Below are 21,635 nucleotides of genomic sequence, written 5' to 3' on the forward strand. Positions count from 1 at the left end.
AGGGTGCTCTGGCGGGACGGTCAGGAACGCTCGAAGGCGAGCACGGTGTGCTCCTTCAGCCGTGCGCCCCGCGGCAGCGCGGGCAGGACCGTCGAGAGGTCGGCCATGCGGGTGGGGCGGTTGGTGGTGTCGTCCACGGCGGTCTTGCCCGCCGGGCGCAGCCGCTCGCAGGTGTTGCCCGGCACGGTGAAGGTGTCGGCGACGAAGGTGCTGGTGTTGACGGTGGAGGGGCCGTCGACGACGACGTCGCGCACCTCCAGACCGCTGCCTGCGGTGATCTTCCCGGCTACCCGCTGCATGGCGGAGCTGGCCCCGAACACCAGGGCGTCGCCGGAGCGGACGGTGGTGGTGTAGCTGGTGGACTCGGTGTTCTCGGTGGTCCAGCTGCGCTGGTAATGGAGCTTGAAGGCGCCCTGGAAGGCGCCCTTGGCGCCGAGCGAGCCCGCCAGCTTGCCGCTGCCGGTGGCGCCGCCCTTGGCCCCGAGCGTGGCGTAGGGGCCCTCCTTCGTGTTCGGCGTGGTGAAGGTCCCGCTGCCCTCCCCTGTCACCTGGGCGGAGACCTCGCCGGAGGCGTTGACCTGTCCCTCCACCGTGATGGAGCCGGTGATCTCGCCGCCGAGGTTGTCGGTGCTGCCGGTGCGCAGGGTGACCTGGCGCTGCACCGTGATCGGGTCGTCGGTGCAGTTAATGACCGCGTTGCCGAGTGACTTGACGGCGCTGTAGTACTCGCGGGACGCGCCCGGGTCGATCCGGAAACGGCAGTTGCCGGGGTCGGCGGCGCACTGCTCGACCGCCCGGCTCGTCGACGGCAGCGGCCTGTCCCCGTCGAACGCCTGCGCGACGGGCAGGCCGGGCTGGGGTCCGGCGGACGCGGCCGCCGGCGTGAGTGTGACCAGGGCGGCGGCGGACAGCAGTGACATCCTGCGGATACGGGAGTTCATGGCGATCACGGGTTCATCAGCTCGCAGACACCGGTCAGCTGGGAGAAATACTCGGAGGACTTGAACACGGCGGGCAGATCCGCGCCGAACGCGTCACATGTCGCGTCGATGACCGACGCGGCGTTGTCCGACGGCGCGGGCCGGAAGTCGTCCAGCGTCCGCCGGGTGTCGTCGATGCCCTTCTGCTGCTGGGCGCCGTCGCCGATGAGGCTCTCCATGCACTGCTTCGACCCGGGAGGGCACTGCCCGACCTTCTCCTTGGCCGTGGCGATGTCCTCCTTGGCCGCGGCGATGTCCTTCTTGGCGTCCTGGCGGCCGGAGTCGACGCTGTCCCGTTCCTCTTTCGGCGCGCCGCACGGCTTCGGCTCCCCGCCGGGGCAGGGCTCCTCCGCCGGCTCCTGCGGCGGATCCGGCTGGACGGCGGTGCGGGAGGGAGCGGCCGCCGCCGCGACGGCCGCGGGGGTGAGGGCGCAGACAGTGGTCACCGCCAGTGCCGAGGTGAGCATGACGATGAGACCAGATATGCGGATGCTATGCATGTCCTTCTTCCGGCGAAATGGGGAATTGGTTTCCGCGCATCGACGAGACGCATGCATAAAGTAGCGACGCACATACTCGACGCAAGATCACCACGCCCGGCGTGTCACCGATTAAAAGACATCGCAACAGGCGGTTGGCCAGCGCAAACACGGCTCCGTGACTTACTTCCGCCGCAACCGTGGCGATATCCGTTTCGACAGTGAACAGCGCATTTAACGCGGCGAGACATGGCATTCAGAAATGCCGGCGGCCGACGGCGGACAGGCACGGTTTCGACGGCGCGGAAGGACGGCGGACGGGCACGGTGTCAACGGCGCGGAAGGACGGCGGACGGACCGTGACACCCGGAGGCCGTTTCCGAGGCGCCCGGCGGAATCTTCCGCGGCGTCCCCACCGGACCGGCGACAGACGGAACAAATCCCCCCAGATGTACCGCTATCCACTATGATCAACGCTCATCGACCATGTGTCAGCGCTGGAGGGGGTCGGCTGCGTGGCAGGTGTTGACGTTCACTTCGAGGCACTTGAGACGTGCCGCACGGCGGCGAACAACCGGGCGGTGGACTTCGACACCCTCGCCGGGGGCTATCCCACCCCCGGCGGCTTGACCAACTCGCTTATGTTCGGATGGCTGATCGACTCCACGAACCTGGCACGGGCCGTCGACGGTATCGAGAACGAGATCGACAGCGAGCTCGGCTGGGCCGCGACGCGGCTCCGTTCCGTCAGGGACGCCCTGCAGGAAGTGGAGACCAACCTCCGCACCGCCGACGAGCCTCCGGGGGGCCGCCGATGACCGACAGGGACGGCGACAGGCAACCGCTGACCGACCGGGGCGGTGACAGGCAACCGCTGACCCCCGTCGTCCCGGGCAGCTCGGAACTGCTCGACATCGCCATGAAGGTCAACGGCGACCGGGAATCGGTCAAGGCGATCGCCACCCGGTGGCGGACCACGGCGGGCAAGGTGAGCGAGCACACCATCACGCTCATCCGCACGGTGAACGGGGTGGACCGGGCCTGGCAGGGCGCTTCGGCGGAGGCGTTCGACAACCACATGCGCAAGTACGGCAAGGCCGGTGACGCGATGCACCTCGCGCTGGCGGACTGCGCGGGCGCCCTCGATACCGCCGCCGACGTCCTCGGCACCGCCGAGACCGAGGTGAACGGCATCGTCAACCAGCTCGTGACCGACTGGAACACCTACTGCACCAACAATCCCCAGCAGACGGAGCAGGAACGCGCCGCCGGGATCAATCCGACGGTCGTCAAGGCCATCGCCGATGCCCGGGTCCATCTCAACAACGCCAACGGCGCCGTCACCAAGGCGGTGGCCGACCTGAAGCAGCACATGGACAAACGGGCGATCACCTTCTCCGACATCCCGGTGGCCGGTGACGAGAAGTTCACGCCGGGGGACGGCCGCACCCTCGACTGGAAGAAAACCCCGCTGGACGACCCGAGCCGGACGACGCTCGCCGGCGCGAACGGCGGCTCGGGCGGGAGCGGCGGCGCCGGCAGCTCCGGTGGCTCCGGCGGCTCCGGCGGCTCCGGCGGGGACGTGTCCGGCGTGATCGGCTCCGGCGGCACGTCGCCGGGCGGGACCGTCCCCGCGCCGAAGGAGAAGCTCGTGGAGTGGATCAAGGAGGCGCTCACGATCATCAGGTCGGGGAAGATCGACGGCTTCCTGTCTAGGAAGGGTCTCCTGGAGAAGGTCAAGGACCTGGATCCCAACGACCCGAAGGACGTCGAGCGGATCTGGACGATCATCTTCCACGAGTCCGGCGGCAACCCCAACGCGCAGAACAACTGGGACATCAACGCCAGGAACGGCGTCCCGTCCCAGGGCCTGATGCAGACGATCCCGCCCACGTTCGCCGCCTGGAGCCCCGAGGGCCACAAGGTGATCAAGGACCCTGTCGACAACATCATCGCCGGAGTCCTGTACACCTACGGCCGTTACGGATCTCTCGGCGGGCATCCCGGCATCGCCTCCATCGAGCGCGGCGGCGGCTACAAGCCCTACTGAGGCCGGGCGGCCCCGGCCGCCATGCCCCCCGTTAGGCTGAGTCGATGAAGCTCACGAAGTATGGACACGCGTGCGTCCGCCTGGAGAAGGGCGACTCGATCCTGGTGATCGACCCGGGATCCTTCAGCGAGGAGTCCGCGTTGGAGGGGGCGCACACCGTTCTCATCACCCACGAGCACTTCGACCACGTGGAGGCCGACCGGCTGCGCCGGGCCGCCGAGGCCAACCCGGCGTTGGAGATCTGGACCAACGAGGGCGTGGCCGCCACGCTCACCGACGTCCCGGCGAAGATCCAGGTCGTACGGCACGGCGACACCTTCGACACGGCGGGCTTCGCGGTGCGGGTCGTCGGCGAGTGGCACGCCCCCAACCATCCGGACATGCCCACCGTGCGCAATGTCGGGTTCCTGGTGGAGGAGGAGGTCTTCTACCCGGGTGACGCCTTCACCCCACCCGGGGTCGAGGTCCCCACCCTCATGGTGCCGACCAACGCGCCGTGGATGAAGGCGGCGGAGATGGTGGAATACCTGCGCCAGATCCGCCCGGCCAGGGCCTTCTCCACCCACGACGGGCTGCTCAACGACACCGGTCTCGGCCTGATCGACTCGTGGCTGGGCCTGGAGGCGGACCGGCAGAAGGCCGAGATCCGCCGTCTGAAGCCGGGTGAGTCGGTCACGCTGCCCTAGCACACCTGGGCCCTGTTCTGTAGATCACTGTGCGCTGAGCGCGGGCCTCGCCGAGCCTCCGCGCTGCGCGGTCCGCGCTCGATCAGGGCTCTGCCCCAACTCCAGACAAGGGGCCTACCGGCCCCTCACACTCCCCGGCCGTCGACCGGTTTCCCTGACGGAACCACGATGACGTGACTCGGTGAAGCACATGATCCGTCGCCACGGACCCACCGATGACGCCTGGACACGCATCCGACCCCTGCTACCGGCCGACCCCGAGCATGGTGGCCGCCGGCGCGGTCACCGCCAGGTGCCAGGCGGCATCACCGCCGGTCCCCGGCTTCCAGGGCGGCCGGGATCCGGCCACCGGCGTGGGGGTGCCCTCCCTCCCCGCCGGACGGACGGACGGACGAGAGCTTGAGTAGGCTCGACGGCATCCTGCGAAGGGAGACATCCGTGCTCCGAGATCCGAGCATCTGTGACGCGTGCGCCCGCCTGCGCCTGAGACGCAATCCTGAGGCGCGGACCACGGTGGACATGTGGACGCCATACTGCGACGCCTTCCCCGACAAGGTGCCGGACGCGATCTTCCTCGGCGGATTCGACCACCGGGAGGAGTATCCCGGCGACGAAGGCGTCCGCTTCGTCCTCCGGGAGGGCCAGGAGAGCGTGCTGCGTCTCTACGAGAGCCTGACCGGCGCCTCCTGAGAGCCGGTCCCGGGCGAGACGGTCCGCCCCACCGGCACCGGTTCGGTGATCACCGTCACCGCCCGCCCATGTGGTAGGACTCCAGGATCTGGCCGATGGCGAGGGCGAGCAGGCGTGGCGTGCCCGCCCCCATGTATTCGGCGAACGCCTCGGCGATCATCTCGTGCGGGTCGCTGGCACCGTAACGCGACAACGCCCCCTCCACCTTCTCGGCGGTATGCGGGAGGAACGGCGTGTCGAGGCCGACCCGCGCGCCGATCACCTCCCTGACCGCCTGCATCAGCGCCCGCTCCACGCTGTAGGGCATGTGTGAGACCAGGTGGTGGCCGAACTCGTGGTGAAGGACCGCGCCGAGGTCCTCGTAGCCGAGCGACAGCCAGCCCGCCCGCATCCGGGCCCCGTACAGGTCAGCGACCTGCCCGGGGTCACGTAGATAGCGGGGGTTGAGATAGATCCCCTTGTCGGGGCCGCTCAGCACGGAGTAACCCCCCACAGGCTGGGTGAACCTGTTCATCGGATCGCCCGTGCTGACCGTGCCCACCTCGCTCATCACCTCCGGGAACCTGTCCGCGAGCTCATTCAGCACCCGGTTGTACTCCCGCGCGACGTCAGGATGTATCGGCACGGACGTGTAGTCCACCGTGGGAGCGGAGTCACCGAACCGGTCCGAGAGGAGCTGCTGCCCCTCGGCCTGGACATCGGCCAGTTCCCGCAGTTGCTCCGGCGAGAGGCTCGGCTGCTCCGCCGCATGATTCTGGCCGCCGTCGCCGGCATCGCTCATGACCGCGTCTCGCGTGTCAGAGCCCTCCCCCTCCGGCCCACCACCCTCCGGACCCTCGCCCTCGGACCGCCCGGCCGCCTCACCACCCTCCGGACCCTCACCCTCGGACCGCCCGGCCGCCTCACCACCCTCCGGACCCTCACCCTCGGACCGCCCGGCCGCCTCAGCGCGGTGCGGCGCCGGTGCGTCCTGCGGTCTCGCGGCGGGCTCGTCGGCCAGGTAGTTACCCCAGTTGATCAACCTGTCGATGGTGGAGCGCGCCGGGCCCGGAGCGCCGTCGGCGTGTGCCGCGCCGGACCGCCCACCGGTGGCCCCCGGCGCGGCCTGCCCCGGGCCCGTCTCCCCACCGGGACGGGTAGGGGCCTGATGCGGCAGGCCGGCGGGGTGCGGGGACGGACCGTCAGCGCGGGGCGGACCGCCTTCCGGCCGCCCGCCTTCCGGCCGCCCACCTTCCGACAGCCCGACTTCTGGCCGTGCCGTACCGGCGGGCACGGCGTGCGCCAGTTCGGTGACCGACTCGCCGACCGGCTCCCTGCCTGGACCCACCGTTTCACGGGCCTGTCCCGCCGAGTCGTGAGCGCCACCGGGGAGCGCCGTCGGGTCGGCCGCCGTGCCCGTCGGACGGCCGCCGGCGGGGCCGTCCGGTCCCGGAGGGACGTCGGAGCCGCCGCGCTGCGGCTCCGGTCCGCCCCGAGGGCCCTCCCCGCCCGCCCCGCCGTCCTTGCCATGCCACGACGGGCTCGCGCCCGCCCAGTGCGCGTCCGCGCCTCCGACCACGCCCGCCGTGGTCCCCTTGAGCACCGTCTCCCAGTCGAAGTGGCCGCTCAGCCCAAGGCTGACCGCCGTGGCGGCGCCGTTGGCCAGCCCCGACTGCCCCATCAGTCCCCACATCGATCGGCCCGACGCCACCAGCAGCTTCTCCAGCGCCGACATCTCCGCCCGGGACAGTCCGGCCTGCAGACCTCCGGTAGCCAGCCGCGACAGACCGCCCGACATGCCTGTCAGAAAAGCTCCCGCCAGCGCGCCCGTCCCACCGGACGCCAGGACCTGGCGCCAGTCGATCTCGTCACGTCGCGACTGGGACGCCTGCACTCCCAGATCCATCCCGGCCATCAGACCGCCGAACAGCCCGATGTTGATCATCAGCCGTATGGCGATCTGCCGGACCGTCATCCGGGCCAGCTGCGCCCTGGCTCCGATCAACGCCAGCGACACCCCGCCCCACGGCCCGGCCGCCGCCGCCAGCAGCCAGACGATCTGGAAGATCAGCAGCCAGACCGAAACCTCGATCATCCGCTTGGTGTACTCGACGTTCACGCCCACCCGGTTGAACTCCAGCGCCGCCGCCACCAGCCGGTCCACCAGTTCGGCCTGCTTGCCGCCCGACACCTGGCGCACATGGTCGGCGAACGCCCGCAGCGCCGTCCCGTCCCAGTCGGAGTCCGGCCGGGCCGCCCGCATCGTGCCGGGGCCACCGTGCGGTCCCCCTTCAGCCACACTCCGCGCCGTCGCCGCGCACGCGTCCGCCAACCGGAAGCATCCCGACTCGTCGCCCTCGGGCCAGTCCGTCCCCACGACCCAGCCCACCCACGGCTTCACCCAGTCCGGCACCAGGAAACCGTCGAATCCCATGCGGGGTCACGCGCCGGGAGAGAATCCGGGGCTGTCAGCCGACCGGTATCCACCGGCACCGGTGATCAGCCGCACGCGCACGCTCTCGAGCTCGTCGGTGTACGCCTTGAAGGCGCCGAAGATCGAATCCTTGATCTTCGGGAGATTCTTCTCCAGCTCCGCGCCGTACTGATCGTCTCCGAGCGGCATCCCCTCCCGCAGGAAGACCTGCTCCAGCGCCGCGCGCTGCTCCTCGACGTGGTCACGCTCGTCGCCGAACTGCCCCGCCCTCCGCAGGCGTATCTCCTCGGGTGCCGCGTAATAGCCGTCGAACGGCCCCGTCACCCGCGCTCCTCCGGCAGCGGCTCCACGGGCTGGGGCAGGAAGGACGCGAAGTCCGCCCCCTCCCCGAAGATCTCCTCGTAGGGCAGGCCCTCCGGCACGAAGGGAGCCATCAGCTCACGGGTCCGCTCGGCCACCTCGGCCGTCGCCGCCCCGATCTGATCCATGACCGACTGCGCCAGCTCCGACGGTGACAGCTTGCGATAGACCCGCGGATCGAACTGGATGTCCCGCACCTGGCCGCGCGCTCCCACGGTCACGGTCACCATCCGGTCCTCCGACCGCGCGGTCGCGGTCAGCTCGCTGAGCTTGCCGTACATCTCGCGCAGCTGCCCGGCCTGCCGGTTGTAGTCCTCGACGAGCCCATCCATCACGGCCCGGAACTCGTCTGTCATCGGCAGTCACCCGCACCAAGCATTCCAGACATGTCGCCATTATTGATCGGACCAGGTTGGCGTGCGAAGCTCTCCGCACATTCATCTCAGGAGCGCCTCACGCGTTCACGCCACGGATGAGGGCCCCACGCGGGCGTGCGCCCCCATCCGGGCGGGCCGGCCGTCTGACGCCGGCGTCCCCGATCGACCGCCTCGCGGATCCGGGACCGGTCAGATCGCGGAGGCGATCGTGGCCGACCCGATCACGGTGTCTCCCAGGTAGAGGACCGCCGCCTGACCGGCGGCGACACCGGTGGCGGGCGCCTCCAGCGTGATGTGGACCTCCGCACCGGAGACCTGGGCGCGGCAGCCGTACACCTCGCCGTGGGCGCGGAGCTGGACCGTGCAGGCCAGCGGCTCGCGCGGCTCGGCCACCGGGCCGTTCCAGACCGGCCGGGTGGCCACGATCTCCGTGACCTCCAGGGCCGAGCGGGGACCGACCGTGACGGTGTTGGAGACCGGCTCGATCGACAGCACGTAACGGGGGCGGCCGTCGGCGGCCGGGCGGTCGATGTGCAGGCCCTTGCGCTGGCCGACGGTGAAGCCGTAGGCGCCCTCGTGCCTGCCGACGACCGAGCCGAACTCGTCGACGATCGGGCCCTGTGCCGCGCCGAGGCGGTCGGCGAGGAAGCCCCGGGTGTCGCCGTCGGCGATGAAGCAGATGTCGTGGCTGTCGGGCTTGTCGGCCACCATGAGGCCGCGCCGCGCGGCCTCCTCGCGGACCTGCGCCTTGGTCGAGTCGCCCAGCGGGAAGATCGCGTGCTTGAGCTGCTCCCTGGTGAGCACGCCGAGCACGTAGGACTGGTCCTTGCCCTCGTCGGGGCTGCGGCTCAGCACGCCGTCGACGATCCGCGCGTGGTGGCCGGTGGCCACCGCGTCGAAGCCCAGCGCGAGGGCCCGGTCGAGGACCGCCTCGAACTTGATCTTCTCGTTGCAGCGCAGGCAGGGGTTGGGCGTGCGGCCGGCGGCGTATTCGCTGACGAAGTCCTCGACCACGTCGCGGTGGAAGCGCTCGGCCATGTCCCAGATGTAGAAGGGAATGCCGATCACGTCGGCGGCCCTGCGGGCGTCTCGCGAGTCCTCGATCGTGCAGCACCCCCGGGCGCCGGTCCGATACGACTGCGGGTTGGCCGAGAGCGCCAGGTGCACGCCGGTGACGTCATGGCCTGCCTCGGCGATGCGGGCGGCCGCCACGGCGGAGTCGACGCCGCCGGACATGGCGGCAAGCACACGAAGTCTCATAACACCCTGAGCGTACCCGCGTTGGCGTGCACCCCGTCGTGCTGGGAGAATCCGGGGTCATGCGACTGTTCGGGCGCAAGAGCGAATTCACCTCCGATCCGGCCGACGGCATCGGTGAGTTCTGGACGTGGTGGGCCGAGGCGAGACCGGAGCTCGACGCGATGGTCGCCGCGGGCGAGGCCGACCGGCTGGCCGAGTGGATCGGGCCGGCCGTCCAGGTCGTCCACCCCTCCCTGGTGTGGGAGATCGCCCCCGGGCTCGGCTCCGAGCAGGCGCTCGTGGTCACCTCCGCCGGGGATCCGGAGCTGCGCCCCACCGCGCACCGCTGGGCCGCGGCCGCGCCCGCCGCCGACGCCCTGTGGGAGTTCCACCCGTCCCGGCAGGCCAACCCGCACGCCATGGACCTCACGCTCGACGTGGGCGGCTACGAGTTCGCGCTGGACAAGCTCGTGCTCGGCCTGCGGGCCCCCCTGGGCGCCCCCCGCGTCGACGTGGTCGCCCACCACCCGATCTTCGACATCCTCGACGACGACACCAGGACCGAGGCCGCCCTGCTCGCCCTCGACTGGCTGCTCGGCGAGGACGACGTGGCCCGCTGGGTCGGCGACATCTCCGCCGCCGGTTTCCCGCCGATCGACGCGGTGCCCGCCGTGCACCTGCCCAGCGTGGTCTCCGACCTGGCCTCCGGCTTCCAGGACGAGCAGTGGGCGCTCCTGGAGGGGGAGACCGCCACCGGGGCCCGCCTGATCGCCACCGCCCGCTATCCGCTCCGCCCGGTCGACTATCCCCTGTTCGACCAGCACATCGCGATCACCCTGCCCTACCTGCACCACGATGCCGACGGGCTGCCCGCCGGACGGTCCCTGGAGGCCCTGCGCGACTTCGAGGAGCGCCTCGCCGGCCGGATCAGCAGGCTGCACGGCAGCGCCGTGTTCGCCGCGCACATGAGCGCCGAGGGCCAGCGGGTGCTGCACGTATACGCCGACCCCGTGGGCGAGGCGGCCATCCACGCCAAGGAGCTGATCGTGAGCTGGGAGGAGGGCCGGCCCCGGGTCGACGTGGTCGGCGACCCCGGCTGGACCGCGGTCTCGCCCTTCCTGACCTGATCCCCCCGCATGCCCCCGCGTGCCCCGGACACGGCCGCGGACGGCATGCGCCCGCGGCCGCGGCGGGCGGCGCAGACCCGCGCGACGGTCAGGCCAGACCCGCGCGGCGGACGCGCCCGACACCGAGCCGGCCCGGCGGTCAGTCCAGACCCGTACGGCGGGCGCGTCCGACACCGAGACCGCGATGGACCGGCCCGGCGGTCAGCTCAGACCCGCGCGGCGGGCGCGCTCGACGACCAGGCCGATGACGGCGGCCAGCCGGTCCACGTCGGCCTCGGTCGAGGTGTGGCCGAGGGAGAAGCGGAGCGAGCCCCGCGCCCGGACCGCGTCGGCGCCCATGGCGAGCAGGACGTGGGAGGGCTGGGCCACCCCCGCCGAGCACGCCGAGCCGGTGGAGCACTCGACGCCCTTGGCGTCCAGGAGCATGAGCAGCGCGTCGCCCTCGCAGCCGGGGAAGGAGAAGTGCGCGTTGCCAGGGAGCCGGTTCACCGGATCGCCGTTGAGGATCACGTCGGGCACGGCCTGGCGGACCCTGCGGATCAGGTCGTCGCGCAGGCCGACCAGCCGCGCCGACGTCTCGGCCTGGCGGGCCACCGAGGTCTGCACCGCCGCGGCGAACCCGGCCACCGAGGGGGCGTCGAGCGTGCCCGAGCGCACGTCGCGCTCCTGACCGCCGCCGTGCAGCACCGGCACCGGGTCCACGCCCCGGGCCAGCAGCAGCGCGCCGACGCCCATCGGCCCGCCGACCTTGTGGCCGGAGATCGTCAGCGCGTCGACGCCGGAGTCGGCGAACGCGACCGGGAGCTGGCCGACGGCCTGCACGGCGTCGGTGTGGAAGGGGATGCCGTGGTCGCGGGCGATCCCGGCGAGCACCCGGACCGGCTGGACGGTGCCGACCTCGTTGTTCGCCCACATCACGCTGACCAGGGCGACGCTGTCGGGATCGCGTTCGATGGCGGCGCGGAGGGTCTGCGGGTGCACCCGGCCGAACTCGTCGACCTCCAGCAGCTCGACGGTCGCGCCCTGACGGTCGCCCAGCCAGTGCGCGGGGTCCAGCGCGCCGTGGTGCTCCACCGCGCTGATCAGGATCCGGCTCGCCCCGTTGGCCCGGCGTGCCCAGTAGAGGCCCTTGATGGCCAGGTTGTCGGCCTCGGTGCCGCCGGAGGTGAAGACCACCTCGCTGGGCCGGGCACCGAGCGCGTCGGCGATGGTCTCGCGCGCCTCCTCCACGACCCGGCGGGTGCGGCGGCCCGCCGCGTGCAGCGACGACGCGTTGCCGACCCGGCCGAGTTGGGCGGTCATCGCCTCGATCGCCTCGGGAAGCATCGGCGTGGTCGCCGCGTGATCGAGATAGGCGGACTCCACGGCCGCACTCCCCTCCCCAGCCCTCTATTGCCTTCCAAGCGTATCCGCGCTCCTGAGGCGCGCCATCCCGGGTTTGACCACTGAACCGTCCAGACGGTACAGTAGCTTGCATGAGACGGGAAGAGCTGTTGGACGCGGCAGAGGATCTGCTCTGCGACCAGGGCTCTCAGGCGCTCACCCTGGCAGCCGTCGCAGAGCGCGCCGGATGCAGCAAGGGCGGCCTGCTCTATCACTTCGCCACCAAAGAAGCCCTGATCAAAAGCATGGTCGAGCGGCTGATCGAAGACTTCGACCAGCTCATCGCCGCCCAGGGCCACGACACCTACACCAAGAACTATCTGGCCGCCACGTTCGCCGCCGTGCAGAGCGGCAGGCTGCGACGCTGGGCGGTGGTCACCGGCGCCTCCGGCAACCTCTATCTGCTCGCTCCCCTGCGGCTGGCGATGGCCCGCTGGCACCGCGAGGGGCTCGCCACCGAGCCCGACCCCGCCGCCGCGCAGATCGTGCGCCTGGCCTGCGAGGGTCTGTGGGACGTGGCCAGCCACGACCCCGACCTTTACGACGACGACCACTACGCCGAGTTGAAACGGCGTCTGCTGGACCTGCTGCCCGCCTAGGCGGGATCACTCTCCGCACGCATTGGTGGTCGCTTCCGCTCTGCGGAAGCGACCGTTTTGTGTGTGCCCAATTTTCAGCGACTGAAACATCATTGAAGGGATTGAGCCATGACCCGCGACCTGAGGACCGCTCGCACCGGGGCGGTTCTCACATTCGTGCTTGCCGGCCTCATGTGTGGATCGATGACCGTGCGCATCCCGGCGCTCTCCGACAAACTCGGCCTGTCCGAGGGGTCGATCGGCGTCACCCTCCTCGTGTGGGGTCTGGGAGCGCTGGTCACCATGCAGTCGATGCGCGGGGTGATGACGCGCTTCGGCAGCCGGAGCATCCTGCGGGTCGGCGCCCCCCTCTGCGCGGCCGCCCTGGCCCTGCTGGCCTGGGCTCCCACGTTCCCGTCGCTGCTGGTGGCCGCCGGGCTCTTCGGCATGGCGTTCGGCGCGGTGGACGTCGCGATGAACGCGCAGGGCTCGACGGTCGAGCGCGCCTACGGCCGCCCGCTGATGAACGGCATGCACGCCGGCTGGTGCGTGGGCGCGATCTCCGCGGGCCTGCTGGGCACCGCGGCCATCGCGGCGGGACTGTCCTTCACCGCCCACCTGACCCTGGTCGCCCTGCTCTCGCTGCCCCTGCTGGCCTTCGTCAGCCGCGCCTACCTGCCCGACCCCGTCGTCGCCGTCGGCCGCGAGGCGCGGGCCCGGCGGCACCGGATGCCCCCGGTGGTCTACCTGCTCGGCGTGATCGCGTTCTGCGCGTTCATGGTCGAGGGCACCGTCGCCGACTGGAACGGGCTCTACCTGCGCGACGTCCTCGGCGCCCCCGAGGCCCTGGCCGCGATGGGATACCCGATCCTGGAGGCGGGCATGCTGCTCGGCCGGCTCGCCGGCGACCGCGTCCGGGCCCGCTTCGGCGCACGCGGCATGATCATCACCTCCGGCCTGGTCACCGCCGTCACCTTCGCCGTGGTCCTCACGGCCTCGACACCCCTGGTCGCCATCGCCGCCATGCTGTTCGTGGGCGTCGGGGTGGCCACGGTCTCCCCGATGGCCATGTCCCTGGCGGGCGCCGCGGTCGACAACCCCGGCCCGGCCATCGCCCAGACCGGCGCGATGGGCTACGCGGGGCTGCTGCTAGGCCCGGTGATCATCGGCTTCCTCTCGGACGTGGCGACGCTCAGGACCGCACTCGCCATCGCCGTCCTGCTCGGTGTCCTGATCGCCCTGGCCGCCCGGTTCCTGCCCCGGCCCGGCAGGACCGCCGCCCCGGCCGAGACCTCCGAGCGCGAGCTCTCGATGGCCGCCTGACCCGCCACCCGGACAGTGCTCGCACCCACGCGCCCGGCGCCCGCGCCCGGGAAACGGAAACGCGAGAACGGCGCCGCACATGTGTGCGGCGCCGTTCTCGCGTGCGGTGCCTACTTGCGCTTGGCGATCTCGTCGGTCAGCTGCGGGACGACCTGGTGCAGGTCGCCCACGACGCCGAAGTCGGCGAGCTCGAAGATCGGCGCCTCGGGGTCCTTGTTGATCGCGATGATCGTCTTGGCGGTCTGCATGCCGGCCCGGTGCTGGATGGCGCCGGAGATGCCCGCCGCGATGTAGAGCTGCGGCGAGACGGTCTTGCCGGTCTGGCCGACCTGGAACTGGTGCGGGTACCAGCCGGCGTCGGTGGCGGCGCGGGAGGCGCCGACGGCCGCGCCGAGCGAGTCGGCCAGCTTCTCGATGATGGAGAAGTTCTCCGCGGAGCCCACTCCACGGCCACCGGAGACCACGATCGCGGCCTCGGTGAGCTCGGGGCGGGCGCCCTTCTCCTCCTTGACGCGCTCGACGATCCTGGCGCCCTTGGCGGCCGCGGAGACGGCCACGGAGACCTGCTCCTCGGCGCCGGCGCCGGCGGCGGCCTCGACAGGCGTCGCGTTGGGACGGACCGCGACGATCGGAGTGCCCTTGGTCACGCGCGACTGGACGTTGACGCCGCCACCGAAGATCGACTGGTCGGCGACCAGGCCGTCCTGGAGGCCCACGACATCGGTGAGCACACCAGAGTCGATCTTGATGGCCAGCCGGCCCGCGATCTCCTTCGCCTCGGCCGTCGCGGCGACGAGCACCGCGGCCGGGGACTTGTCGGAGACGAGCTGGGCCAGCAGCTCCGCCTTGGGCGCGACGACGTAGTCGCCGATCTCGGCGGAGTCGGCCACGTAGATCGTCTCGGCGCCGTATTCGGCCAGCTTGGCCTTGGCCTCGGGGGAGTATCCCGGCCCCGCCCACACGGCCGACGGCGTGCCCAGCTTCCGGGCGAGCGTCAGCAGCTCCAGCGTGACCTTCTTGACCTGACCTTCGACCTGCTCGACCAGAACGAGAATCTCAGACATGTTCAGCTAACCCCCGTTCTCAGACGAACTTCTTCGACGCGAGGAAGTCGGCGGTCTTCACGCCGCCGTCGCCCTCGTCCTTGACGACCGTGCCGGCCGCGCGCGGCGGGGCGACGGCGAAGTCGGCGACCTCGCTCCAGGAGTTGGCCAGGCCGACCTGGGAGGCGTCGATCTCGGCGTCGGCGACGCCGAGCTTCTCGACCGGCTTCTTCTTGGCGGCCATGATGCCCTTGAAGGACGGGTAGCGCGGCTCGTTGATCTTCTCGACCACGGAGACGACGGCGGGCAGCGTGGCCTCCACCTTGTCGTAGCCGTAGTCGGTGACGCGCTGGATGGTGATGCCCTTGCCGGCCACCTCGACCTTGTTGGCGAAGGTGAGCTGCGGCACGTCCAGGCGCTCGGCCAGCATGGCGGCGAGCACGCCGGTGCGGGCGTCGGTCGACTCGGAGCCGAGCACGACCAGATCGAAACCGATCTTCTTGAGCGTCTGCGCCAGGGCGTAGGAGGTGCCCAGCGCGTCCGAGCCGTGCAGCGCGTCGTCCACCAGGTGGACCGCCTTGTCGGCACCCATCGCCAGGGCCTTGCGGATGGTTTCGCCGGCCTTGTCGGGACCCATGGTGAGGACGGTCACCTCACCGCCGTGCGCCTCCTTCAGGCGCAGCGCCTCTTCGACCGCGTATTCACACAGCTCGTTGATGACGCCGTCGGCGGCATCGCGGTCGAGCGTCTTGTCATCGGACCTCAGCTTGCGCTCGGTCGCCGTGTCGGGGACCTGCTTCACGCAGACGACGATGTTCATGGCCGGTGGCCGACCTCCCGTGTTCGCGTGCGCCACCGCGTCGTTGCGGTTGGCGCCGGATGCTCGGTACGCACACGCGGGGCACGTGCACGTGGTGCCAAGACTGCCAGGTGCCCGAGGGCGGTGTGACAGCGGGTGGCCGGGTGGGGCTCGCCCGTCCTGGCCCCCGACATCATGTTACCCGTCGGTAGTTTAGGTGCAAACCACCAGGTCGAACGGCTTGCGCCAGACGACCGGCCGGCTGCCCGCCCGGCTGCCTCCCCCACCATACCGAACTATATTCCGGAATCCGCGCGCGGGATCCGTGTCGGATCCGTGACCGCCGGGCCCCTCGGCCGCCGGGCGGGCCGGCCCGGAGCCCGGGAGCGCGGACCGGCCCGGCCCTCAGCTGGCCATCAGGATCGCGACCAGGACGAAGATGACGGTGCCCAGGGCCAGGGCGAGGGTGAGCGTGCTGAAGAACGTGCCGAGGACGGCCCACAGCGCGACGGCGCCGGCGCCGCAGGCCAGGTCCACGACCGCCCGCGCGCGGTTGCGGCGGGCGAACAGGGCGATCCCCCCGTCGACCAGCGTCGCCAGGCCGTAGGTGGTGAGCAGCAGCAGCGACACCTCCGGGAGCGGCTCCCTGGCCGTCGCGGCCGCCAGCGACACCAGCAGGCCGGTGCCGATGACCCAGCGGCGGTGCAGGACCGCCCGGCGGCGCTCGCGGGCCTCCTCGGCCGAGGGCCTGCCGGGGGCCGGACGGCGTCCCGGACGCCACTCCCGGGTGCTGAGCTCCTGCACCGCGCCCCCCGCCGCCGCCTCGTGCAGCGCGGTGTCCTGGACGTCGGCGGCCTCCCGGGCCAGGGTGGCCCGGTGGGCCCTGGCGGCCTCCTGCGCCCCCGTGGACCCCCGCGTCCCGGCGGCCTCCTGCGCCCTCACGGACTCCCGCGCCCTGCCGGGCTCCCGGGTCCCGGGCTCCCGGGCGCCGGCGGCGTCGTGGACCTCCGTGGCGGCCGAGGAGGGCGGGCGCGACCGCGGGATCACCGCGTGGACGGCCGGCCCCGCGGCGCCCAGGCGGTCCAGGAGCTCGGCGGCGGACGGCCGGGCCGGCGGATCCCGGCGCAGGCACTCCTGGAGCAGCGGCTCCAGCCAGCCGGGCACGCCCTCCAGGTCGGGGTCGTGGTGGACGACGCGGTAGCCCACCGCCGAGGGCGGCCCCATGCCGTAGGGGTGCCGCCCCGTGGCCGCGTAGGCCAGCGTGGCGCCGAAGGAGAACAGGTCGGCCTCCTCCCCCGAGCCCGTGCCCTCCAGCACCTCCGGCGCCAGGTAGCCGGGGGTGCCGAGGACCGCGCCGGAGACCGTGACCGAGGCCGAGTCGAGCGCGCAGGCGATGCCGAAGTCGATCACGACCGGCCCGCCGTCGGTCAGGATCACGTTGGCCGGCTTCAGGTCGCGGTGGACGACCCCGGCGGCGTGGACGGCGGCCAGGGCCTCGGCCAGGCCGCGCGCCAGCCGTACGAGGTCGCCGCCCCCGACCGGGCCGTCCGCGGCGACCACCGCGCTGAGCGGGCGGCCCTGCACGTAACGGGTGACCAGGTAGGGGTGGGCGCCCTCCAGCGAGGCGTCCAGGACCTCGGCGACGTGCGGCCCCTGGACCAGCCGCATGGTCTCCACCTCGCGGGCCAGCCTGGCCAGGGCCGTGGCGTCGGCCGCGACGTGCGGGTGCAGGATCTTGACGGCCACCGTGCGCCCCTCGGGGTCGAGGGCGAGGTGGACCTCGCCGAAGCCCCCCGCCCCGAGCGTCGACAGCAGGTGGTACGGGCCTAGACGCTCACCGTCCGGCGCTCCCATGCGACTCCTTCCGGCCTGTCCCCCTCAATCGTGCATCAGCGGGGCCGATCGCGCACGGATCACTTTCCGAAGGTGAGGAACCCGAGACCGAGGCTCGTCATCAGGTCCTTGACCAGACCGCCGATGAGGTCGAGCACGCCCATCTTGCCGTTCTCCACCTGGGCCTGCCACTCCCTGGTGAGCTGCTTGACCACGTCGGTCGGCTCGTCCCACGGCGCGAAGGACGGCGCCGCCCCCAGCACCGCCATCACCGAGAAGAACGCCAGCGTGCCCAGGACGATCGTGGTCACCATGGCCGCCCCGGGGCTGCGGATCACACCGGTCAGCGCGCGGGAGACGGCCCTGCGCGGCTTGCCGCCGCCGGGCAGCACGAACAGCCCGGCCACGAACGCGCCCGCCGCGTAGGCGGCGGCCGGGTCGGTCTCCATCTTCCCGATGTAGACCAGGCCGCCCCACGCGCACATGCCGAACATCGCGGCCAGCGGGGCCGTGATCAGCGTCGCGAGCAGCGCCTTGATCAGTGCCCATGGCGTGCCGAGGACCAGGAGCAGCGGGTCGGTGGCGCTGTTGCCCCGCACCGAGCGGCGCTGGGCCAGGTCTCCGAAGAGGTATTCGCCGACCCGCAGGCAGAGCGCCGCGACCAGCGCGAACGCGCTCACCATGACCGGCCGCACGCAGGCCAGCGCGACGAGGATCGTCAGCAGCAGCACCGCGGCCAGCGGGTGGCCGGTGCGGTAGCGCGGCCGGTTCTGCGGCTCGGTGTGCGGGCGCTCCTGCGGCGGCGTGTGCGGCCGGGGCTGGACGGCCGGCGGCGCGTACGGCTGCGCCTGGCCGGTCGGCGGGGGCGGCGGGTAGCCGGCGACCCGCTGGTCGGCGTAGGGCGGCGGGGCGGGCCTCTGCTGCCGCGCCGAGGGCGGTGCCGGGACGTAGGGCGGCGGGGTGGCCGGGACGTAGGGCGGCGGGGCCGCCTCGGAGGGGCGGGTCGGCTCAGCGCGCGGCCTGCGCTCGCGCCGCTCCGGCTTGGCGTACTCCACCGGCGTCAGCAGGTCGGCGTAGGTGCCGTCCTGCGGCAGCGCTCGGGTGCCGTTCGGCGGGGTGGAGGGGGACGCGCCCTGACCGCCCAGCGCCTTGGTGCCGTCGGTGTTGAGCACCTTCGTGCCGTCGCCGGCGTCGAACACCCGGGTGCCGCCGTCGGCGGGGGCCGGGGGCGGCGTCTCCTGGAAGACCGTCACCGAGGGGTCGAGGGCGCGTGCCATCCGGTGCAGCGCCTGCGCGCTCGGCCGGTCGGCGGGGTCGACCGCCAGGGCCTGGCGGAGCCAGCCGCGCAGCCAGACCGGGGCCAGGTCGATGTTGGCCCGGCCCTCCATGATGTTGAAGCAGACGACCTCGAAGCTGCCCGTGCCGAACGGCGGCTTGCCGGTCGCCCCGAAGAAGACCGTCGAGGCCAGCGCGTGCACGTCGGCCGCCTGGGTGATCTCGGTATCCCGGATGATCTCCGGCGCGAGGTAGCCGGGCGTGCCGACGAACATGCCGGTCTGGGTCAGCCGGGTGGCGTTGACCAGGTGCGCGATGCCGAAGTCGATGACCAGCGGCTCACCGTTGACGATCATCACGTTGGACGGCTTGAAGTCGCGGTGGATGACGTCGGCGGCGTGGATCGCCACGAGCGCCGCGCACATGCCCTGGGCGAGCTTGATCACCTCGTCGGCCGGGAGCGGCCCGTCGGCGAGGACGGTCTCCTCCAGCGTGCGGCCCGGGGCGAAGCGGGTCACGATGTAGGGCTGCGCGCCGGTCAGCTCGGCGTCGAGAACCTCCGCGACCTGCGAGCTGCGCACCCGCCGCATGGTCTCCACCTCGCGGGTGAGCCGGTCGCGGGCCTTGAGGTCGGCGGCCACGTGCGGGTGCAGGACCTTGACGGCCACCTCCCGGCCGTCCTCGTCGAGCCCCAGGTGGACGACCCCCATGCCACCTTCGCCGATCTTTCTGAGCAGGCGGTACGGTCCCAACCGCTCAGGCGCCTGCGTCTCCCCCGTCATCGCGCCGCCTTCCGTAGATCCGTCAGTTCCGTCACCACCGTTCCGACATCGACAGGCGCCCACCGCGCCGGTCGTGCCCTGTCCCCCACGGTGCCGATCGCGACAAGGATCATGAGTGCGGCCACCGCGCCCAGCACCGAGGCCACGATCATGGCCGCGCTGCGCGAAGGCAGCAGTGATGCCAGGGTACGTCGCATCTGCCGGCCGGGGCCCTCCACCCCGGGCCCGGCGCAGACCGTCCAGAGCGCGACCGCCGTGCCCCAGCTCAGCGCGTTGGCGGGGGGCATCCGCACGGCGAGCACGGTGAGCAGCAGCGTCACCGGCAGGCCGAGGATCAGCGCGTAGGGGACGAGCGCGGCGGTGATGCCCGCCGACTTCAGCAGCGCGGCCGGCTGGCTCAGCACCCGGAACACGTCGGCGGCGGCCGCGCCCACCGGGCGGCGGGCGTTGAGGGCGGGCTGGGCGATGTCGGCGGCCCGCAGCAGGATCGCCACCGGGATCGCCACGGCGGCGACGATGACCGGCGCGAGGACGGCCGCGATCACCATGAGGATCAGCATCATCGCGCTCGCCACGCCGTACGCCTTGGAGCGCTGCAGCGTGTGCCCCGGGCGCTGCCCGAGGTGCGGCGGCTGCGGCTGGGACGGCTGCGGATAGGGGTAGGACGGCGGCGCGGGCTGGCGGACGTGCGGGGTCTGCTCGAAGGCCGCCTGCTGCGGCGGATACGGCTGTGGGGCGGGGCCGGGCTGCGGAGGGTAGCCGGGCTGCGGGGCGGGGCCGGACTGCTGGAGGTGGCCGGGCTGCGAGGTGTAGCCGCGGACGTATTCGGCCAGGTCCTGGGGGCGGACCCGCTGGGTCGGGATCTCCCCGTCGGGCACCGGCGCCGTGGCCTCCAGCGGGCTCGCCGGGTCGGCCCCGGGCCGGCCGCCGTCGAAGCGCCCCCGGGTGGGGATGTCCTCGGGGCTGAGCAGGCCGGTCGGCAGGTCGTGCGAGGCCTGCTGGGCCGCCGCCTGGCGCAGCTCCTCGGCCGTCACCTTGCGGGTGGAGGCCGGGTCGTAGGGCTGCTCCCCGAGCAGCGAGACGTATTCGCGCGACTGCGGCTGCGGCTGCGGGGGCCACGGCGTGGACTGCGGCGGACCCGCCGGGCGGGAGGCCGCCGGGGTCGGCACGTCACCCGGGTCGCCCACGCGGCCCGGCACACCGGGCCCGGTGACGGGGCCCTGACCCGGGACGCCCGGCCCGGCGAGGAGGCTCTGCCCGCCCGTGCCCTGGCCCGCCGGGCGGCCGGAGTCGTCGAGGTGCTGGAGTGTGGTGATCTCGTCGGGCACCCGGGGCCGGCCGGCCCTGGGCAGCAGGCGCTCCACCTGCGCGGCGAGCTCGGCGGCGCTGGGCCGCCTGGCCGGGTCGCGCTGGAGCGCGGCCCGCAGCACCGGCTGGAGCGGCTGCGGGACGGCGTCCACGTTCGCCTTGCCCGCGGTGATGTTGTAGAAGATCATCTCCAGCGTGCCCTTGCCGAAGGGCGGCTGGCCGGTGGCCGCGAAGACCAGCGTGCCCGCCCAGGCGTGCACGTCCACCTCGGGACCCGCCTCGTGACCCTCGATGATCTCCGGGGCGAGGTAGCCGGGCGTGCCGATGAACATGCCGGTCTGGGTGAGCCGGGTGGCGTCCACGGCCTGCGCGATGCCGAAGTCGATGAGGACGGGCTGGCCGTCCAGGATGAGGACGTTGCCCGGCTTGAGGTCACGGTGGATCACTCCGACGGAGTGCACGGCGGCCAGCGCCGACGCCACCCCGTGCGCGACCTTGAGCAGCGCGGGCAGCTCCATGGGGCCGTCCTGCTTGACCTGCTCGTCCAGCGGCTGGCCCGGGACGTATCGGGTCACGATGTAGGGGCGGTGGCCGGTCACGTCGGCGTCGAGCACCTCGGCGATGTGCTCGGTGCGCACCCGCCGCATGGTCTCCACCTCGCGCGAGAGCCGGCGGCGCGCGACGTCGTCGCCCGCCACCTCCGCCCGCAGGACCTTCACCGCCACCTGCCGGCCCTGGGGGTCGACCGCGAGATGGACCACACCCATGCCGCCTTCACCGAGCCGCCGGAGCAGTCGGTAGGGGCCCAGTCGGTCGTCCTGATTCATGGCATGAAGAACCATACCGGCTTAAACACCGCCCATGAGATGAACCATCAGGCCATATTCTTCGATTGAACAACGTCTGCCGG

The 21,635-nt window shown here is 72.2% G+C and carries 19 protein-coding genes; 7 read left to right on the forward strand and 12 right to left on the reverse strand.

The window, feature by feature from the left end:
• Window positions 1-20 precede the first annotated feature (20 nt).
• Both ACWDS7_RS13230 and ACWDS7_RS13235 read right to left on the reverse strand, forming a co-directional pair.
• Window positions 21-941 (reverse strand): hypothetical protein, encoded by a 921-nt coding sequence (locus ACWDS7_RS13230; protein WP_451929468.1) that lies wholly within the window; start codon window positions 939-941, stop codon window positions 21-23.
• 5 nt (window positions 942-946) lie between these two features.
• Entirely contained in the window at window positions 947-1,480 is a 534-nt protein-coding gene (locus ACWDS7_RS13235; protein ID WP_451929469.1) for a hypothetical protein, read from the reverse strand.
• Between the two features lie 494 nt (window positions 1,481-1,974).
• Between ACWDS7_RS13235 and ACWDS7_RS13240 the strand changes: the two genes are divergently transcribed.
• The 4 genes from ACWDS7_RS13240 (at window position 1,975) to ACWDS7_RS13255 (ending at window position 4,885) form a co-directional block, all read left to right on the forward strand.
• Entirely contained in the window at window positions 1,975-2,277 is a 303-nt protein-coding gene (locus ACWDS7_RS13240; protein ID WP_451929470.1) for a hypothetical protein, read from the forward strand.
• On the forward strand, window positions 2,274-3,509 hold the full coding sequence (locus ACWDS7_RS13245) for a transglycosylase SLT domain-containing protein (protein WP_451929471.1): 1,236 nt from the start codon (window positions 2,274-2,276) through the stop codon (window positions 3,507-3,509). The genes ACWDS7_RS13240 and ACWDS7_RS13245 overlap by 4 nt, the downstream gene beginning before the upstream one ends.
• Window positions 3,510-3,553: 44 nt before the next feature.
• On the forward strand, window positions 3,554-4,195 hold the full coding sequence (locus ACWDS7_RS13250) for an MBL fold metallo-hydrolase (protein WP_306864791.1): 642 nt from the start codon (window positions 3,554-3,556) through the stop codon (window positions 4,193-4,195).
• Window positions 4,196-4,633: 438 nt separating this feature from the next.
• Window positions 4,634-4,885, forward strand: a complete 252-nt coding sequence (locus tag ACWDS7_RS13255) for a hypothetical protein (protein ID WP_451929472.1) — start codon at window positions 4,634-4,636, stop codon at window positions 4,883-4,885.
• Between the two features lie 55 nt (window positions 4,886-4,940).
• Here ACWDS7_RS13255 and ACWDS7_RS13260 read toward each other — a convergent pair whose 3' ends face one another.
• The 4 genes from ACWDS7_RS13260 to mnmA form a co-directional block, all read right to left on the reverse strand.
• Window positions 4,941-7,298 (reverse strand): WXG100-like domain-containing protein, encoded by a 2,358-nt coding sequence (locus ACWDS7_RS13260; protein ID WP_451929473.1) that lies wholly within the window; start codon window positions 7,296-7,298, stop codon window positions 4,941-4,943.
• A 6-nt stretch (window positions 7,299-7,304) separates the two neighbouring features.
• Window positions 7,305-7,622, reverse strand: a complete 318-nt coding sequence (locus ACWDS7_RS13265; RefSeq protein WP_451929474.1) for a hypothetical protein — start codon at window positions 7,620-7,622, stop codon at window positions 7,305-7,307.
• Window positions 7,619-8,014 (reverse strand): YbaB/EbfC family nucleoid-associated protein, encoded by a 396-nt coding sequence (locus tag ACWDS7_RS13270; protein WP_451929475.1) that lies wholly within the window; start codon window positions 8,012-8,014, stop codon window positions 7,619-7,621. Before ACWDS7_RS13270 ends, ACWDS7_RS13265 begins: the two co-directional genes overlap by 4 nt.
• A 210-nt stretch (window positions 8,015-8,224) precedes the next feature.
• A complete protein-coding gene (mnmA, locus tag ACWDS7_RS13275; RefSeq protein ID WP_451929476.1) occupies window positions 8,225-9,295 on the reverse strand; it encodes a tRNA 2-thiouridine(34) synthase MnmA in 1,071 nt (356 codons plus the stop codon).
• Between the two features lie 59 nt (window positions 9,296-9,354).
• On the opposite strand from mnmA, the gene ACWDS7_RS13280 reads away from it, so the two are divergent.
• Window positions 9,355-10,401: a DUF695 domain-containing protein gene (locus ACWDS7_RS13280; RefSeq protein ID WP_451929477.1), complete on the forward strand. Its 1,047-nt coding sequence runs from the start codon at window positions 9,355-9,357 to the stop codon at window positions 10,399-10,401.
• Window positions 10,402-10,602: 201 nt separating this feature from the next.
• Here ACWDS7_RS13280 and ACWDS7_RS13285 read toward each other — a convergent pair whose 3' ends face one another.
• The gene (locus ACWDS7_RS13285) at window positions 10,603-11,766 is read right to left on the reverse strand and encodes a cysteine desulfurase family protein (protein ID WP_451929478.1); all 1,164 of its coding nucleotides are present in this window, start codon (window positions 11,764-11,766) and stop codon (window positions 10,603-10,605) included.
• 110 nt (window positions 11,767-11,876) lie between these two features.
• On the opposite strand from ACWDS7_RS13285, the gene ACWDS7_RS13290 reads away from it, so the two are divergent.
• Window positions 11,877-12,383: a TetR/AcrR family transcriptional regulator gene (locus ACWDS7_RS13290; RefSeq protein ID WP_306864766.1), complete on the forward strand. Its 507-nt coding sequence runs from the start codon at window positions 11,877-11,879 to the stop codon at window positions 12,381-12,383.
• A gap of 108 nt (window positions 12,384-12,491) precedes the next feature.
• Window positions 12,492-13,685, forward strand: a complete 1,194-nt coding sequence (locus tag ACWDS7_RS13295) for an MFS transporter (RefSeq protein ID WP_451929479.1) — start codon at window positions 12,492-12,494, stop codon at window positions 13,683-13,685.
• Window positions 13,686-13,795: 110 nt separating this feature from the next.
• Here ACWDS7_RS13295 and ACWDS7_RS13300 read toward each other — a convergent pair whose 3' ends face one another.
• From ACWDS7_RS13300 to ACWDS7_RS13320, 5 genes are all read right to left on the reverse strand, one after another.
• Complete coding sequence (locus tag ACWDS7_RS13300) at window positions 13,796-14,749, reverse strand: electron transfer flavoprotein subunit alpha/FixB family protein (RefSeq protein ID WP_451929480.1); 954 nt, start codon at window positions 14,747-14,749, stop codon at window positions 13,796-13,798.
• Window positions 14,750-14,768: 19 nt separating this feature from the next.
• Complete coding sequence (locus tag ACWDS7_RS13305; RefSeq protein WP_451929481.1) at window positions 14,769-15,548, reverse strand: electron transfer flavoprotein subunit beta/FixA family protein; 780 nt, start codon at window positions 15,546-15,548, stop codon at window positions 14,769-14,771.
• A 384-nt stretch (window positions 15,549-15,932) separates the two neighbouring features.
• Window positions 15,933-17,381, reverse strand: a complete 1,449-nt coding sequence (locus ACWDS7_RS13310) for a serine/threonine-protein kinase (protein ID WP_451929482.1) — start codon at window positions 17,379-17,381, stop codon at window positions 15,933-15,935.
• 59 nt (window positions 17,382-17,440) lie between these two features.
• Entirely contained in the window at window positions 17,441-19,417 is a 1,977-nt protein-coding gene (locus ACWDS7_RS13315) for a protein kinase domain-containing protein (protein ID WP_451929483.1), read from the reverse strand.
• Window positions 19,414-21,552: a protein kinase domain-containing protein gene (locus ACWDS7_RS13320; RefSeq protein ID WP_451929484.1), complete on the reverse strand. Its 2,139-nt coding sequence runs from the start codon at window positions 21,550-21,552 to the stop codon at window positions 19,414-19,416. The genes ACWDS7_RS13315 and ACWDS7_RS13320 overlap by 4 nt, the downstream gene beginning before the upstream one ends.
• Window positions 21,553-21,635 lie beyond the last annotated feature (83 nt).

This window comes from Streptosporangium sp. NPDC003464, from assembly GCF_053588315.1.